Genomic DNA, 16,745 nt, shown 5'->3' with positions numbered 1-16,745 from the left:
TATCAATGAAATTCTTTTCATTTTTTTCCTTTTAAATATATTTATAGTAATTACACCAATTTTGAAAAAAATCTGCGCTAGAAATGCAAATTTTCGTGAAAAAGTTTATTTTTTAGAAAGAAAAGTTAAGAATATTAAAATGATGAATGCTAAAAGTGCGTATTTAAGGTATCTGAGATAAAAAGCTAGAAGTAGAAATTTAAAACAAATTTATTTTTATGGTATTGAAAGGGTGATGGCTTTATAATCATTGGAATTTTTAAGAGACTGTCCCACTTTAGTAACTAAGTGTTCCACTCTTAAAGGAAATTTTAAAGAAAGGGAAAGAACAAAAGCATCACTGCTAGTGTCTAAAATAGGATGTTATGGTGTCACGGGGGAGACTTGAACTCCCGACCTCCGGCTTATGAGGGTTTAAAAATAAACCTTGTGTAAGCACCAAAAAGACGGCACACAGCTAGTTTCACACTAAGTATCTGCTACATTTTGCTACAAAGTTATATTGCATAGGTAACAAGGATGCAATATCTAGTCAAACGAAACGGCATATACTACTTTAGAGTAGCTATCCCACTATATCTGAGGCCTTATTTTGGTAATAAAACCGAATATATAACCTCCTTCCTCACAAAACGCTTTGATACAGCAAAAAATCGTGCTAAGATCTACTCTATAATTTTTAACGCGATCAAAAAGGCATGGAAGATGAATTTGAGCAGCGAACTTATAGAGCACTTGGTGCTTATGCTCTTAAAAGCCAAGGAGGCAAAAAGTATCAAAGAGCATGATATGCTTGGCAGATATATAAATTTAGATGGACTACTATCACTAAATTTGTTTTTAAAACAGAGTTTAAAAGAAGATAGCTTGCCCGGTGTCATATCAAAAGAGGTTGATGAGATCTGCAAAAAGCTATCTTGCACTGATCCTCAAACCAAAAAGCTTCTTGGCAAAAGAGTGCTTGAGACAACGATAGATAACATAAATCACATATCATATAAGATGTGCAAAAACCAAAAGCTACTAAATGATAAGCAACAGGCATTTGTGCCACTTGGTAAAAAGCATAAGAGTGCAAATTTAGATGATGGCACCAAAGACGAGATAGCAAAAGGCATTAAAGAGGCTAACATAGATAGCTATCAAGACGACATAGAGGCCTTAAAAAAGCAGGATTTGGTGCTACCTTTTACTAAAAAGTCCTTAAAGCACTCTGTTTGTGAGCTAAGAGATGCTATAAATGAGCTAGCTAAACAAAAGGGCGCACTCACACAAAACGATATCTTAAGAATATTTGGTTGTGAGTTATTACCAGATGGAGACAATGAGCTAAGCGATGATCTAAAATTTGGATATGGAAATTTAAATGATCCTAACTTTGGTGGTCAGGTAAAGCTATATAATGCAGATGAATATGAAGATAAAGGCATAGTTTTAAGTGACATTGAGACTAAAGATCTTGCTTTGAACGATAAAAGTGATGCTAGTGGCATGACTTTTAATGAAGCTATAAATTTCTTTCAAAAGCTCTTTTCAAATAGAGCTAAAAGTCTTAGATGCAAACTAGACTCTTCTACTAAAAATGAGAGTAAAGCTGACATGCTCACGCTAAAGAGTGCTTTTGAAAACTATGTATCAAACACAAGTATTTCAAACAACTGGAGTGATAGCACATTAGGCCTTGTTAGACATGTAGGACGGCTAATGTCTATGAAATTTGGCGAAGAGCTAGATATTAAAAAGATAAAAAGAGATGAGTTGCTAAATTTTAGAAATGTCTTATTGCAACTACCAACCAAACTCTCTCAAAATAGTCTCTATAAAGATAAGAGCTTAGATGAGATCATAGCTTTAGCAAAAGATAGACCAAAAATTTCTAAATCAACCATCAAGAAGTATATTGTTGGAGTTAGTGAGTTTTTTAAATACTGCTACGATAGCGACTATATAGATAAGAACCCAGCTGTGGATCTACAAATAAATTTAAACCAAGATGATGTTACAAATAAAAACCCTTATGAAGATAGTGACGTAAATGCACTTTTGGATATTGTGAGTAAGATAAGATCAAGTGGTGATACTAAAAGCCGAAGGATCAGCAAAGATGAGCTATTTTTCGTTACTCATATAGCAGCTTATTCTGGCATGAGACTAAATGAGATAATACAGCTAAACACAGATGACATAGTCGAAAAATATAACATAGTATGCTTTAGTTTAAATACAAAAATAGATGTAAAAACTGGTAAGAGCAAGACTTTAAAGACTAGAAACTCTGTAAGGATAGTGCCTATCCACTCTAAGCTAAGTAGTATTGGGCTGTTTGAATTTATAGAGAGTAAAAAGAAGCTAGTTAAGCAAAGTGGCAAAGCAGTTAGGCTATTTAACTGTGACAATAAAGACTTTTCTGAATATTTTAGAAAGAAGATTAATACTCAAGTTATAAAAGATAGTGACAAGACAAGGACATTTCACTCATTTAGGCACACTTTTATAAACAAGCTCATCCAAAGCGGTCAAAGGGTTGAGCATATAGCTGCTCTTGTAGGGCATGAACAACAATATAAGATCACCATGAATACTTATGGGGAGCCAGTAACTCCAAAAATTCTAAAGGATCTAGTTGAGGAGGTAAAATTTGATCAAGGATGGGAAGAGTGAGTGCTTTTTATTGTAAATGTATATAGCCATTTACAATAAAGAAGCGTTTAGGCTTTTAAGATCAACCATATTTGTATCCTATCCCATATCTTTTTGTGATATAATTGTATTACATTACATAATTTAGGAATAAGTCATGTTAGATCAACTTTTTTTAAAAAGCAATGACCTTATAAGATTAAACAACCATAAATTTAAAAGATATTTTATAGACTCCAAGGATTTATCTCATAGACTTATCGTTATCCTTGGGCAAAGAGGAATAGGTAAAACAACTACACTAGCTCAGCTAGCTAGTAAAAACAAAGATAGTCTTTACCTAAGCCTAGATGACATAGAGATATCAAATGATATAACCTCGATTATAAGAGAGTTTGTACTAAATGGTGGAAAGCATCTATACCTAGATGAAATTCATAAAAGTAAAGATATATCTGCAGTATTAAAATTTGCCTATGATAATTTTAAAGATCTAAACATAGTAGCTACAGGCTCGTCTGCTCTTGAAGTGCTAAAAAGCTCTCATGATCTAAACAGAAGAGCGATAGTATATAAGATGAGTGGAATGAGTTTTAGGGAGTATGTAGGGCTAAGATACGACATAAATCTAGAAGCGGTTGAGCTTACAAATTTACTTGCAAACCATCAGGATATAGCTGTTGATATCATTAATACTTTAAAACAAAAAGAGCTAGCAGTTATTAAGCTTTTTAGAGAGTATCTAAAGGTGGGTTACTACCCATACTATAATGATATGCCAAATGATACTGTCTTTTATCAGACTCTAAGGCAAAGCATAGAAGCTACGATAGATAGTGATCTTTTAAGTATATATCCAAATTTAAACGGCAATACGGCAAGAAAGCTAAAGATCTTAACTCATGCTATAAGCACAAACGTCCCGTATCAACCAAACTACTCAAGTCTAAAATCGCTTGTTGATATAAGAGACGATAGAACCCTAAAAGAGTATCTTGCTATGCTTGATAGTGCTGGGCTCATAAGGCTTTTAATGAAAAAAGAGCTTGCTATAAAAAATATGGATAAGGCGGATAAAATTTACCTTGAAAATACAAATTTAATGTATATAAACAGCTCTGATATAGGAAATGTGAGAGAAATATTCTTTGCCAATCAGCTTGGAAATATCACTGAAATTTACTCGGGCAAAGCCGGAGATTTTATAGTAGGTGAATTTGTCTTTGAAATAGGCGGAGCAAAAAAGAGCTTTGAGCAGATAAAAGATATGCCAAATTCTTTTATAGCAGCAGATGATATTGAAGTTGGTGTCGGAAGTAAGATGCCATTATGGCTGTTTGGGTTTTTGTATTAATAATTTAAAACTAGGAGTATGTTGTGTTTGAATATAAAATACCAAAAGAAGATGGTGGATTTGATCTAAGATCAATAGAAAGTAATAGTGTAATAATTATAGGTGCCAATGGTTCTGGCAAAAGTAGACTTGGAGCATGGATGGAGCAGCAGGATCTAGATAAAATTCACAGAATAGGTGGTCAAAGAAAATTAAATTTTCATGAGGAGGTCCCTTTAAAAAGTGAAAAGGCTTCGATTAATGGTTTCATGTATGCATATGAAGATGCATCCGATAACTACTCGTTGAATAAAAATTTTCGTTGGTCGGATGGTAAAGAATATGTGACAAAACTTATTGATGATTTTGATTATGTATTATCTGCTTTATTGGCCAATAAAAATACTACTAATTCAAAGTTTGTTGAAAACTGTAAAAAGGCTGAATGTGAAGGCAAAGAAAAACCAAATGTTCCACTTAATTCACTAGATAAATTAAAGTCTATTTGGAGGGCCATTTTCCCACATAGAGCCATTATAGAAGAGGATAGCAAGTTTTATGCTATTTGTAATTGTAATGGTGAAAAATATTCTGCAACGCAGATGAGCGATGGTGAACGTTCGGTACTTTATTTGGCAGCACAGGTTTTATGCATACCAGAAAATAAAACTATAATAATAGATGAGCCAGAGTTGCACTTGCATGGTTCAATAATGAATAAGCTTTGGAGTGAGTTAGAAAAAATTAGAAACGATTGTTTATTTATATACATAACTCATGACACAAAATTTGCAGCCAATCACTCAGGATCAGACATTATCTGGGTAAAAGAATATAATAGTGGGATGTGGAAATATGAGTACGTGAATGACGATATATTTCCAGAGGATATGCTTTTTGATATATTAGGAAGCAGAAAAAGAATAATTTTTGTAGAAGGAAATGGTAATAGTTTAGACACGCGTTTATACGCATTAATCTACAATAATTATAAAATAATACCTTGCGGAAGTTGTGAAAAGGTTATTGAATACACAAAAGCTTTTAATGCCATAAAGAATATGCACGATAATGAGGCGTTTGGTTTAATAGATAGAGATTTTAGGTCAGAATACGAGATATCTAAATATAAAAAAGATAATGTATTCGCAATAGAAGTTGCGGAAGTTGAGAATTTATTTATAGTGAAAGAGCTTATAGAATTTATGTCAAACAAAATGGCATGTGATAAATTTGACTTTCTAGAATTAGAAAGACAAATTAGAGATAGATTTTTAAAGCAAAAACAGCAACAGATCAATAATGCAGTTATTTCGGAATTAAAATATCAACTATCTATGCTAGAAATATGTGATTTGCAAACAATATACGAAGACATACGTACAAAAATTAAAATAGATGATATACAAAAAGAAAAATTAATAATATATGATAAAGCTAAAGACTATGTAGAAATATTAAAAATTTTCAATGAAAAAAGAATTGTAGAAAGCGTAGGGCATTATTTCAATTTAAAAAATAAAGAATACTGTAATCAAGTGTTGCGCTTTCTGGAGAGAGAAGATAAAAATACGGTAGTTAAAATTTTTTCTAACTATTTACCAAGAGATATTGATTTAAGTTGATTTTTCATTACGGCCTTTTTCGCATCTCGCAAGCAAGATTGCTTTATTGTAGAAAAGTAAGACTTGATAAAATTTTGCTTTTACTAATACTAATAAGCATATCAAATAAACTCACAAATATAAGATTATTATATTGCGGTCCTAAATATCTAAGGATTGTAATATAAGTATTTGAAATAAGCCCGTAGATAATGACAGAAAAAGAAGTATATCTAAAGTTTCATAGTGACTTTAATAAACCGACAGATAAAATAATTGTCGTCCAACTCAAGTTTGCTAAACTACATAAATTTTTGAAGATTATATGAAAGTATAATCGTTTATAGACATTGACAATTAAAAATTTTCATGTTAATATGCCTCAATATTGTCTACGTTTATAGACAATTACATAAAGGAATAAAAATGTTAAATTTAATAGAGCAGTATCAAGAAAGATTTCTTAAAAATTTTAATACAACATACAAGCGTTATTTATACAGTGAAATAAATTTTAGTGAGAAGCTTATCGGTATAGTGGGAGCTCGTGGAGCTGGTAAGACTACAATGCTGTTTCAAAAGCTACTTGAATTAAAAGCTCAAAATAAAAAGGCTCTATACATAAGTCTTGATTATCCATTTTTGGGTTCTACTAGTCTTAGCGAACTTGCTTTTGAATTTGTAGATAATGGTGGTGAATATCTGTTGCTAGATGAAGTGCATAAATACGAAGATTTTGCTGCGCATCTAAAAACCATATATGACATGAGCCCTTTAAATGTAATTTTTACGGGCTCATCAGCGGTAAGCATACTAAATGCAAAGAGCGATTTATCGCGTAGAGTTAGCGTATTTAGCCTAGAGGGACTTAGTTTTAGAGAGTTTTTAGAGCTTGAAAATAGTATGACGATAGATAAATTTGCCCTAGAAACAATACTAAAAGACCATCAGGCAATAGCAAATGACTTAAAAATAAAGCAAAATCTATTTAAAAAATATCTCAAATTTGGCTACTATCCATTCTACTTTAATAAGCAAAGCTCATACTACGAAAGCTTACTAAATACTATTAATTTAAGTATAGACGTAGATCTAACGTCTCTTGGGTTAGTTGAGCAAAAATATACATATAAGCTTAAAAAACTGCTTGAAGTAGTTTGCCAAAGCGAGCCGTTTGAGGTGAATTATACTAAAATTGCGGCCCTTGCTGAGATAAGTAGAGCCAAACTGTATGATTATATTGCCTATTTAAACGATGCAAAGCTAGTAAGCATGATAGATGAACAAAGTAGAGGACTTAGTAAGCTAGTAAAGCCGGCAAAAATATATATGAATAATACAAATTTAATTTACGCTTACAGTGACGATTGTAAGGCTGGCACAATAAGAGAGACTTTTTTTGCTAATCAGCTAAAAGCTATGCATAGGTTAAATATCTCAAAAAAAGGCGACTTTATAGTGGATGATAAATTTACTTTTGAAATAGGTGGAGCCAAAAAGAGCTTTGAGCAGATAAAAGATATGCCAGATTCATTTATAGCAGCAGATGATATTGAAGTAGGGGTTGGAAATAAAATTCCACTTTGGCTGTTTGGGTTTTTGTATTAGGGTTTATATACGTGTAAGATAAGCCAAATAGAACAATAGTTGCCTAAAGGGGGAGGGATTATATCTTTTTAGAATATCGGAAATAGTATCTAAACTTTCAAAAGATTTGAAAAAATGATTTAACGAAGCAAAAACTGGTTTTTGTATTTCTAAAATAGAAAAAATTCTTCTAGCTTGTAATTGTGATATTAAATCTAACAAGATTACTATGAGCATTTACGATGAGCTGTAATTTCGAAAATCCTAAATGGTTTAGTTGAAGAGGTAAATTTTATCAAGGAGAGAAAAAGAGTATGCATTCTTAAAAGTTATCATATTTGACAATAAGTTATCAAATATGATAATGTAGCCTACATAAAAGAGCAATTATAGAAAATCACGTTTTATGACAAGAGCGTTGAAGATGAGACATTATCTTTGCCAGATACTATTTTGGCTAATTTACTTCGCATACTTGAAATGGCTAGGGAGGTTGGACCAAATTTGGGCAGACCTCATAGCGCACCTTTTGTCGATGAGTTATTCGAGTTTAGAGCAAAAGGTAAAGAAGGTATTGCAAGAAGTGTCTTTGTAAATGTCATAAATAGAGAAATAGTGATTTTACATACGCTCATTAAAAAATCAGACACTATCCCTAAAAAAGATATGAGGATCATCATACAAAGAGCAAAGGAGATAAAATGAGACCAACATTTGAAGATTTTAAAGCAAAAGCATTAGAAAAAGATGAAGTAAAAAAAGAATACGATAGACTTGAAGTTGAATTTGATTTAAAGTTAAAGCTTATAAAGATCAGAAAAGCGGCAAATCTGACTCAAGAGGAGATAGCTAGTAGGATGAATACTAGTAAAAGCAACATCTCAAGACTAGAGAGCCTAAACTCTAAAATTTCCCCAACAATCTCTACTTTAAATGCCTATGCTAATGCTGCTGGATATAGGCTGGATGTAAATTTTGTGCAATAATTTTTAAGGTTTTATCATATATCTCAAATGGATCAATAGAGAATAAAAAGCAAAATCCATAACCGGCCCACTATTCGCATACATATGATATCATCTATCAAAAAGTCATCTTCTATTTCATCTGGGCGAGGATACTTTTTGTCTGACAAGTCAGACAAAAATACCTCGTTGGGGATCATCCCTAAAACCCTATCTTCACACTCTTTTCTTCATTTTTTAGTGCGACTTCTAGCTCAAGTCTATGGCAAAAGTCTTCGCCATTTTTTATAGGTCTAAATTTAGCTTGTCTTCTCACACTAGCAAAGTCTCCAGGCGCTAGCAAGCCTAGGTTTGAGACCTTTTTGCTTGCATTTTCGTCAAATTTGACTTTTAGCAGCGCACACTCTTTTTTAAATAAATTTTGCGCTTGTTCTGGCAGTAAATACCCAAACTCAAGCTTTAGATCAAATCTTCTAAGACAGGCTTTATCAAGATTATCTATCAAATTTGTCGTAGCGATAAAGATGCCATCAAAGCTCTCCATCTGCACTAACATCTCATTTACTTGAGTTACTTCCCAGCTTCTTGCAGCCATGCTTCTATCTTGTAAAAAGCTATCGACTTCGTCAAAGACTAGCACGGCTTTTTTATCTTTGGCTTCTTTGAAAGCTAGTGCTATATTTTGCTCAGTTCCTCCTACAAACATCGACAAAAGATCGCTTCCTTTTTTGATGATGATCGGCTTTTTTAGGCTTTTAGCGATAAATTTAGCGTAAGCGCTTTTGCCAGTTCCAGGCACGCCATAAAGGCACATTCTTGCATTTTTGCTTGCTTTTATGCCTTGCATTAGCTCAGTTAGGTCGCAGTCTGAGTTTACGAAATTTGGATCATAGCTGCTTGGCAGATCGACGCTTGGCTTCTCATCTTTTTCTATCTCGTCGTAGCCTTGTGCTTTTAGTGTGTTGTTTATCACTCGCTCAAAGGCTTTGTTTTTGTCTTTTGTGTTTAAATTTGAAACGACTAAGCTAGCGTTACTAACGACTGCTGGAGCTACAAATTGATTTTTAGCTAGCTTTTTTACGAGCTTACTATCTATCAAATTTTCACTATATTTTTTTATGATCTTAGCTCTTACATCTTCAGTTGGTATGCCTATCTCTATGGCAAGGTTAAATCTTCTAACTACAGCTTCATCCATGTCAAGGATATTATTTGTTATCCAGATAGTTGGCACTTCGTTAGTCTCAAGAGATCTATTTATAAAGGCTTTGCCATACTGCCTTTTCTCATCATTTTTGGTATTAAATATATCTTCTGCTTCGTCATACATGAGTAAATTTGACCCAGCAGACAATACACTTTGCGCAAGGCAATACGATCTTATCCTTTGGTACTCGTTTGCGTAGCCATCTCCATCATCGTAAGCTACTTCGTAAAGCTTTAAATTTAGCTCACTAGCTACTGCTTTACTAAACTCGGTTTTACCAGTCCCTGCAGAGCCATAAAGTAGCACATTTACTCCTTTTTGCTTTTTGCGAGTGGCATTTTTTAGAAACGAGAGCAAAATTTTCACATCTTCTTTTATGTGAGGGTAATTTTTTGTAGTTAAATTTGTCTTGCTGCATGGCTTTATCGCACTTTCAAATATCTCGTCTATGCTTTTGCACTCAACAAACAAATCACCCATGAAACTATTATTTATAACATCAGTTTTTGACCTTAGACTGCGTCCGTAACTATCTATTTTTAGTATCGAGGTCCTAGCAAAAACCCCATCTTTTCTAAAAGCATTTTGCACATCGCTAAATTTTAGTTTTAGTATCTTTGAGATAGCTTTTATGGCCTGTCTGGTGTTTAGCTCTCCTAGCAGATCACAAGCGTTTGAGACTACTTCATAGTTATACATGATCGCGGCAAATCTCAAGATCTCTTTCTCAGTCTCATTTAGACCTAAATTTTCTTGAAGTAAATTTAGATTGTGCTCAAGCTCTTTTAGCTCGCATGAAATTTTGCTTTTTTCAAGGAGCTCGAGTTTAGTCTTGAGAACTTCGATGTCTTCTTCTTTGGGCTCACTTGTATATATTCCCAAAAACTCTAAGACATCATCGCTTCGGCATCTTAAAAACTCTTTCTCACCTCCAGCATAAAAAATGGCACGAAGCACCCAAAGTGTTGCAAGCTCATATATCTCATTATCTACGAAAAAATTTTCTTTTTGCATGATAAGCTCCTTTTTTGCTTTTGTTGGAGTTATTTTACTTAGCAGAAAAGACATTTTTATGTCCATAAAGATAAAATTTGAGAAATTTGTTGTGAAAGAAAAACTAAAAAAGAGCGTCCTAAAACGCTCTTTATTTACTCCTGTGCATCGCTGCTGTATAGCAGTTCAGAGCTTTTACACTATACTAGCATAATCTTATATTGTAGGTTCATTTTTACTGCAAAATATTATTTATTTAAGAACTTAACTAGCTCATCTTTAAAACGGTCATCATCATACTCTTCATATGAATAATCACAATTTAACCTAAAATGCACATTACCAATGTATGCATCTACCATTGTTATGTTAGAAGTCGGCTTTTTAGTGTAGGCTTCGATAGTTAGGTTTGCTGGCAAAAAAGAGTCTTGGTAAGTAAATTCATTTTTAGCAATAACACATTTTTCATTTAGGTATGTGTTGCAAAATTCTAAAAACTTAGCTCCTAGTTCATCTGCTAGCTCTCTTTGTGTGCTAGCTAAATCTACAAACTGCTCAATTATAGGAGCGGTTTTAACAACTTTTTTCTTTGACATTTTTTCTCCTTTGTTTTAATTATTTTTTGTCAAGATATCTTTGTGACATGTGAAATTATAACAATCAAAATGGACAAGAAATGTCTATATCTAGAAATTTGAATTAAAATTTAATATTTTTTGTCTTACTTTAAATTTCATAGTATTCATCCCAGCAAAGCGCCATATCAACAGAGCCTATGCGCAGTATGTCTTTGATCTTATTGATATGTGTGTTGTTTTCAAAAGCTGCAAATAGATAGCAAAAATATGCCTTCTTATCAAAATAGACAGAGCTACCAAAATATTCATTACAGTTTTGCGTCCAACGGCTCTTTTTCTTGCTCATTTCGCCAGGGACGATAGGCTCATTTATGATAGCTAAGAAATTATCGTCATTTTCATCATAATCTAGATCGTCTTCACGCAAGCGAAAGACCAAACGAAATTCCATAGCATAATCCTCGATAAATCCACCCTCAACCCTTGCTTTTAGCCTGTTTTCAAGCATTTTTGCATCTTTTATTAGGATATCTTGATAGCTAGCTAGCGCTTTATTTATCTTTTCTATCTGCTCCCACTGATCTTTGTTAGCATCAGAGATATACTCTTCTCTCTCGCTGCACTCTAGCTTTTTTAGGCAAAGATCTATAGGCGTATAGTCGTAGCATGAGCGAAGCTTGCCCTCCATCCTGTCGATAGTCAAAATTTCGTCCCAGCTAAGGCTAGTGTGATCGTATAAGCAGTGGTAAAACCAGCAGTGCCACTCGCCAGACATCTCATGTGTGGGCCAGTTTCTAAATTCGTTTTGATTTTCCGTATAAAAGTAGTCATCTATGTGAACCATGAACTGCCTATATCGCATGAGAAGTTCATCCTTTGAGTAAAAATAGAGCAATAGCTCACAAAAATGATCACATGCCTCTTTTACATTTTTTACCGACATATTTATCTGCTTTGCACGAGGCACGACACGGCGCTCAAGGTCATAAAGCCTTTCGTTTATGCTATTTAGTTTTTGCCTTTGTTCTTTTGTAAATTTTTCCATTTTTGTCCTTTAAATTTAAAGGATATTATAATGGCAAAAACGGTCAGGTTGTGTCTAAATTTATCTATTTATATCTTAAATTTGCTATTTTGTTTTAATGTTTTTATTGCGTATTTGATCCAGCGCTTGCCATGTTCTTTCTTCTTTTTTAAAACACTCTTCGTCATATGCGTCATTGTCTATCGGTAGCCTATTGGCTTTTTTATAAAATTTTCTACACACCAAACTATACTTATCTATCTCGCTTAATCTATCTAGCAAATTTATAAATCTTTGCCTTTTCATGTCTGAGCTTAAAGCACTTTTTATAGCTGCTTTGATCTGTTTTTTACTAAGTATATTTTGTTTGCAAAGCAAGAAATAATCATTTATCTTAAATGTTTTTATATGTTTTACAATGATCTTTCTGGCAAGCTTTTTATCGTTTAAATTTTCATAGACACTTCTAGCTATATAAAAATATCCCCAAGGATCTTGGCATACTTGTAGCGCCATTTTTAGGATAGTTTTTATTATCTTTTGCCTATTTTCGCCATCTTCAAGCTCATCAAAAGCTAGCCTTACCAAATACAAATACTCTCTAAAATCCTCACATTTTGACAAGATGTTGTTAAATTCACTAGAAAGCAGCTGTTTTGGCTTTACTGACGATATAAAATCACTAACTTCCATATATGGCCTAAGACCCCAAAATTTTTTCATATTTGCTCCATTTTTTATTTTTAGTGTCTTTTAGTGGTTTATCTTTTCGAGTCTTTCCTTTACTATTTTCCAAAATTTATCTTTTTTATTATTGTTTATCTTAATTATTGTATCTTTGTGTTTATCAACAAACTTCTTTATGCTCTTAGATAACTCGCTAGCTAATATTTCTTTTTTTAGTATAGCCTTTGCAAAATCTTCTTTGACATTTAAAATTACATTTTTATTAATTTCTAGCTTTTCGTATAATAAGAAATTCTTTTTGCCATAAGACACATCCTTCGGACGAATCATTGCCCAAATTTCTTGCCATTTAAGCCCTTTTCTATACATATTTTTATGCGTATCTATTCCGACAAAGAGTTGATTATCTATGTTAAAAACTGTAAATAGTATAAATTTCTCATCCTGTGTGTTCTTGTCGTCACACCAAGCCTCGTCATATATTTCAAGCCAAGTATTGTTTTTGCGATATTTGTTATTTATATTATTAATAGCAACCAAATCATCTCTTCTAAACCTTTTAAATTCACTTGATAGATAATTCATAAAGCCATCTATAATCCTATTTGTAGTAGCTTCTATCGTACTTATACGTTCTTTTATTACAGAATTATCCAAGTTGTTATGTTTTTTGTAAATTTCTACAGCTTTATCATAGTGTTTTTCTATATATCTGTAACTTGCTTCATCTTTTACATATGTGTGCTTGCCATAAATCGAATTTATAACATCAATATACCTCTCTATAGAAAACTTAAGACTAGCTGTGATTTTTGATTTAAGACAATTTCTAAGCCAATTTATTATCTCTTCTGAATAATAAATATATTTTATAGCATTATTTTTATAATCACCCTTGCTATTATCTGATACGCTCTCTCTATCTAAAGAAAGATATACAAAGAGAATATCTTTAAGTTTATATTTACATTCATTGCAAACATAATCTATGTATCTTTTCATTTGGCTATTTTGATCTCTTGCATAAATTTTATTTTCAACAATTATGCATTTTTTACCATTTTTTATACAAAGGTCCATATACCCATATTCTTGATTCCCTTCCTCTCTATTCACTTCGACACTGCTAATATCAAAATCATCAATGCCACAAGCTTCTAAAAATTTACGCAAGAACTCATTACCCAAATAGTGGTAACCATTCGGATCCAATAATGAGTGAATAAATCTTGTATGTTTGACTTCATCACTATTTTTATGAAGCGCCAAAAAGATATTGTAGTCTGATCTATCTGATTCATTTCTACGACTATTTTCTATCTCTTTTTGTACATACTTATTCATACCATTAAAAAAATCATTTATTTTATCTCTATCACAAAAATCATCCATCACATCTCCTTTAAATTTGATCTACCGCGTCAATTATACCGCTTTTGACTATCTTGATTGTCCATTTTTTATCTTTAAATATCCACAGAACATCGGCTGCTGCATCTAAAATTTCAACTTTAGTTTTGGCTTTTTCTACGGCTTTTACGGCGCACTCTTTTGCTAAATTTGGATTGATATTTTTTAGATAGCTAGCTATCCTCATATAACTAGGATCGGGCAAGTTAAGTAGCTTCTCGCAAGCTGTAGCTAAAAGCTTCTTATCGCCAAGCTTTTTTAAGATATCAAGCACAAAAAACGTCTCTCTAGGATCTGGCAAGAGCTTTACGGCTTTAGCTAAAAACTCTCTTGCGTAAATTTTATCTTTAAAATCCCACATAACGCTACTTGCCATATAGGCATAGTCAGCCGCGGTTTTAGCATAAATTTCGCCATCTTTATAAAGCTCTAATATCCATCTTTGCTTGCCAAATTCTTCCGCCATATCATCTAAAACATCATAGAATTTATATAACTCTTTCGTCTCTCTTAGCTCGCTTAGATATTCGTCTTTGCTTTTATGCTCTTTTGAGACCACGACACTTTTTTGCTCTTTTTGTTTTGGTTTTATGCCGAGTGCTTTTAGTTCGCTCTTGTCTTTTATAAAAACGTGAGCATAACTTAGATAAAAGTCATGTTTGTCTTTCTCTATGCACTTTTTATAAAATTTATAGGCGAACTCATCAAAGCCACCTATTTGCTTTAGCTCCAGCGCCATATCAAGATAAAAATCCGCCTTAAAATCTGTCGCCATTAGTGCGTTTTGCAAGAAATTTTTGGCTTTTTGTCCGCACAAGACTTTGATCTCTATAAAATTTAGCATATTTATAAGGCAAAGCCCGTCTTTTATGTTGTTCTCCGCCATAGCTAAAAGCTCCTTGCACCATTTTTTGGCTCTTAAGCTTTTATGTATAGCTATCGCCAAAAAAGCGTAGTCCATACCGCTTTTACAAAAGCTTTGTGCGATCTTATAAATTTTTACCGCAAGGCCTCTCTTTTTACTTTTAAAAAATACTGAGCGAGCCAGATCATCGTACTCAAAAAGATGGTGATTTACCCTCAGGCAAAGCTCTGTATGGTTTTGCAAAAGCCAATCAAGCTCATCTTGGCTTAAGTTTTTAGCCAAATTTTCCAGCATCACATTTTCGTCTATAATATAATCTGCATAGTAAATCCTGCAACATCTGCAACATTTATGAATGCGCTCATAGCGTCCTGATAAATTCATAACCTATCCTTTATCTAAAATTTAATCGTCGCAATTTGTTCGGCGATCTCTTTATCTGTAAAATTTCCGTTTGTATCAAGTGAATAATCTTTGCCTAGAAAATAGAGCTTAAAGCCAGTTATAGCTCCAAAAATAGGTAGAGTTTTTGTTTTTTGATAGTAGTTTTTAGTGATATTTGAGATGACTTTTAGCTGCTCGTGCAATGCTTTAAAACAAAGCTCATCTAAAAACGGCGTTAGGCTGATATATCTTAAATGCTGCGCCATAGCAAGAGCAAATATAGGCTCGCCCTTGCGCCTAAAATCCGTATCTATATAGATATATGAGCCTCTAAATTTTACTCGCTCATTGTAGAGTTTTTGCACCTTGCCAAGCTCAGCGTCTATGTTAAGACCAAAATGCTTGCTAAGGGCTAGAATGAGCGTTACTGAGCTGTGTGCCCAGTCAAAGTGCCCCTTTGTTATGAACTCATCAAGGCTCTTTGCTGCCTCTAAATTTGCAAGTGCTCTTGTGAAATTTTGCTCTTTTACGTAGCCAAGTGCTTTTGAGAGCGCCTTTTTGTCGCTGTTTTGTGTGAGAATTTTAAGTTGCTCGTAGACCATTGATTATCCTTTTTTGATTTTTATCGCCGATACATTTTTTGCGATCTGTGAAATTATAGCTACTCAAATGGACAAAAAATGTCTAGAAATTTATTAGTACAATTTCACAAAACTATCAAATTTAGGAGCAAATATGCAGCCAACTATCCTACTTTCCGCACTTTTAGCAAAGCACCATGCCAAAACAGCCAAAAGCTTGTGCCAGATATTTGACAGACACGGGGTCAAATACGAGTTTTTAGAGACTAAAGACATCTGGATGAGGGACTTTATGCCGATTTTGCTTGATGATGGGCGCCTTATCTCTTACGACTACGATCCAGACTACCTAAAGAATGATAAATATAGCCACCTAAGAACAAAGATCCATCCATTAAAAGAGCATATAAATTTAGTGATTGATGGCGGAAATTTCGTAAGGCTTGGATGCAAAGCCATCATGACTGATAAAATTTTTAGAGAAAATCCATCAAAAACAAAGGCAGGGATCATTGAGACCATAAAGCAAAAATGCGCGCTAAATGAGCTCATCATCATACCAAAGCAGCCTTACGATATGCTAGGGCACAGCGACGCCATGGTGAGATGGATAGATGAAAATAGTGTGCTAGTAAATGACTTTTCAAGTGAGAGTAAAAGCTTTAATGATAGGCTCATAAAAGCGCTTAAAAAGAGCGGCTTGGATGTGAAATTTATGAAGTATTGCAAGGGATTTTTCACTAAAAAGAGAGACTGTGGTGCTTACTTAAATTTTATTAAAATTAAGGATATTTTAATAGTTCCAATATACGGCATAGATGATGACAATGTTGCGCTGTAGCAGATCAATAAAATTTATAGCGGTTGCACGATAGAGACGATAAATT

14 protein-coding genes are annotated in these 16,745 nt (G+C 33.3%); 7 read left to right on the top strand and 7 right to left on the bottom strand.

Annotated elements, in window-relative coordinates; translation table 11 throughout:
* Window positions 1-519: 519 nt before the first annotated feature.
* From CYP05_RS02850 to CYP05_RS02825, 6 genes are all read left to right on the top strand, one after another.
* The gene (locus tag CYP05_RS02850; RefSeq protein WP_103641937.1) at window positions 520-2,661 is read left to right on the top strand and encodes a tyrosine-type recombinase/integrase; all 2,142 of its coding nucleotides are present in this window, start codon (window positions 520-522) and stop codon (window positions 2,659-2,661) included.
* Between the two features lie 136 nt (window positions 2,662-2,797).
* A complete protein-coding gene (locus CYP05_RS02845; RefSeq protein WP_103641936.1) occupies window positions 2,798-3,994 on the top strand; it encodes an ATP-binding protein in 1,197 nt (398 codons plus the stop codon).
* 23 nt (window positions 3,995-4,017) lie between these two features.
* On the top strand, window positions 4,018-5,598 hold the full coding sequence (locus CYP05_RS02840; RefSeq protein WP_103641935.1) for a DUF4435 domain-containing protein: 1,581 nt from the start codon (window positions 4,018-4,020) through the stop codon (window positions 5,596-5,598).
* A gap of 405 nt (window positions 5,599-6,003) precedes the next feature.
* On the top strand, window positions 6,004-7,185 hold the full coding sequence (locus CYP05_RS02835; protein ID WP_103641934.1) for an ATP-binding protein: 1,182 nt from the start codon (window positions 6,004-6,006) through the stop codon (window positions 7,183-7,185).
* A gap of 417 nt (window positions 7,186-7,602) precedes the next feature.
* Window positions 7,603-7,869, top strand: coding sequence for a type II toxin-antitoxin system RelE/ParE family toxin (locus CYP05_RS02830; protein ID WP_103641933.1), 267 nt, complete (start codon window positions 7,603-7,605; stop codon window positions 7,867-7,869).
* Window positions 7,866-8,150 carry a helix-turn-helix domain-containing protein gene (locus CYP05_RS02825; protein WP_103641932.1) on the top strand — a complete coding sequence of 95 codons (285 nt, stop codon included), beginning with the start codon at window positions 7,866-7,868 and terminating at the stop codon, window positions 8,148-8,150. The genes CYP05_RS02830 and CYP05_RS02825 overlap by 4 nt, the downstream gene beginning before the upstream one ends.
* 181 nt (window positions 8,151-8,331) lie before the next feature.
* Here the strand turns inward: CYP05_RS02825 and CYP05_RS02820 are convergent, their stop codons facing one another.
* From CYP05_RS02820 to CYP05_RS02790, 7 genes are all read right to left on the bottom strand, one after another.
* Entirely contained in the window at window positions 8,332-10,350 is a 2,019-nt protein-coding gene (locus CYP05_RS02820) for an AAA family ATPase (protein ID WP_103641952.1), read from the bottom strand.
* 227 nt (window positions 10,351-10,577) lie between these two features.
* Window positions 10,578-10,925, bottom strand: coding sequence for a hypothetical protein (locus CYP05_RS02815; protein WP_087579742.1), 348 nt, complete (start codon window positions 10,923-10,925; stop codon window positions 10,578-10,580).
* A 130-nt stretch (window positions 10,926-11,055) separates the two neighbouring features.
* A complete protein-coding gene (locus tag CYP05_RS02810; RefSeq protein WP_103641931.1) occupies window positions 11,056-11,952 on the bottom strand; it encodes a hypothetical protein in 897 nt (298 codons plus the stop codon).
* 84 nt (window positions 11,953-12,036) lie between these two features.
* Window positions 12,037-12,654: a hypothetical protein gene (locus CYP05_RS02805; protein WP_103641930.1), complete on the bottom strand. Its 618-nt coding sequence runs from the start codon at window positions 12,652-12,654 to the stop codon at window positions 12,037-12,039.
* Between the two features lie 30 nt (window positions 12,655-12,684).
* Window positions 12,685-14,010: a PD-(D/E)XK nuclease family protein gene (locus tag CYP05_RS02800; protein ID WP_103641929.1), complete on the bottom strand. Its 1,326-nt coding sequence runs from the start codon at window positions 14,008-14,010 to the stop codon at window positions 12,685-12,687.
* A 10-nt stretch (window positions 14,011-14,020) separates the two neighbouring features.
* Window positions 14,021-15,277, bottom strand: a complete 1,257-nt coding sequence (locus CYP05_RS02795; RefSeq protein WP_181001157.1) for a hypothetical protein — start codon at window positions 15,275-15,277, stop codon at window positions 14,021-14,023.
* Between the two features lie 14 nt (window positions 15,278-15,291).
* On the bottom strand, window positions 15,292-15,879 hold the full coding sequence (locus CYP05_RS02790) for a hypothetical protein (RefSeq protein ID WP_103641928.1): 588 nt from the start codon (window positions 15,877-15,879) through the stop codon (window positions 15,292-15,294).
* A gap of 133 nt (window positions 15,880-16,012) precedes the next feature.
* Here CYP05_RS02790 and CYP05_RS02785 point away from each other — a divergent pair, with 133 nt between their 5' ends.
* On the top strand, window positions 16,013-16,699 hold the full coding sequence (locus CYP05_RS02785) for an agmatine deiminase family protein (protein ID WP_258031500.1): 687 nt from the start codon (window positions 16,013-16,015) through the stop codon (window positions 16,697-16,699).
* Window positions 16,700-16,745 lie beyond the last annotated feature (46 nt).

The organism is Campylobacter concisus, assembly GCF_002913545.1.
GTDB lineage: Bacteria > Campylobacterota > Campylobacteria > Campylobacterales > Campylobacteraceae > Campylobacter_A > Campylobacter_A concisus_AV.
The sequence above is the reverse complement of the archived record's forward strand: the minus strand, read 5'-3'. Positions and strand labels throughout refer to the sequence as shown.

Bases quoted from the DNA above. Each gene is read 5' to 3' on its own strand.
- CYP05_RS02800 (WP_103641929.1), bottom strand. From the start codon at position 14,010: ATGGATGATTTTTGTGATAGAGATAAAATAAATGATTTTTTTAATGGT.
- CYP05_RS02835 (WP_103641934.1), top strand. From the start codon at position 6,004: ATGTTAAATTTAATAGAGCAGTATCAAGAAAGATTTCTTAAAAATTTT.
- CYP05_RS02795 (WP_181001157.1), bottom strand. From the start codon at position 15,277: ATGAATTTATCAGGACGCTATGAGCGCATTCATAAATGTTGCAGATGT.
- CYP05_RS02820 (WP_103641952.1), bottom strand. From the start codon at position 10,350: ATGCAAAAAGAAAATTTTTTCGTAGATAATGAGATATATGAGCTTGCA.
- CYP05_RS02825 (WP_103641932.1), top strand. From the start codon at position 7,866: ATGAGACCAACATTTGAAGATTTTAAAGCAAAAGCATTAGAAAAAGAT.
- CYP05_RS02805 (WP_103641930.1), bottom strand. From the start codon at position 12,654: ATGAAAAAATTTTGGGGTCTTAGGCCATATATGGAAGTTAGTGATTTT.
- CYP05_RS02810 (WP_103641931.1), bottom strand. From the start codon at position 11,952: ATGGAAAAATTTACAAAAGAACAAAGGCAAAAACTAAATAGCATAAAC.
- CYP05_RS02815 (WP_087579742.1), bottom strand. From the start codon at position 10,925: ATGTCAAAGAAAAAAGTTGTTAAAACCGCTCCTATAATTGAGCAGTTT.
- CYP05_RS02790 (WP_103641928.1), bottom strand. From the start codon at position 15,879: ATGGTCTACGAGCAACTTAAAATTCTCACACAAAACAGCGACAAAAAG.
- CYP05_RS02850 (WP_103641937.1), top strand. From the start codon at position 520: ATGCAATATCTAGTCAAACGAAACGGCATATACTACTTTAGAGTAGCT.
- CYP05_RS02785 (WP_258031500.1), top strand. From the start codon at position 16,013: ATGCAGCCAACTATCCTACTTTCCGCACTTTTAGCAAAGCACCATGCC.
- CYP05_RS02845 (WP_103641936.1), top strand. From the start codon at position 2,798: ATGTTAGATCAACTTTTTTTAAAAAGCAATGACCTTATAAGATTAAAC.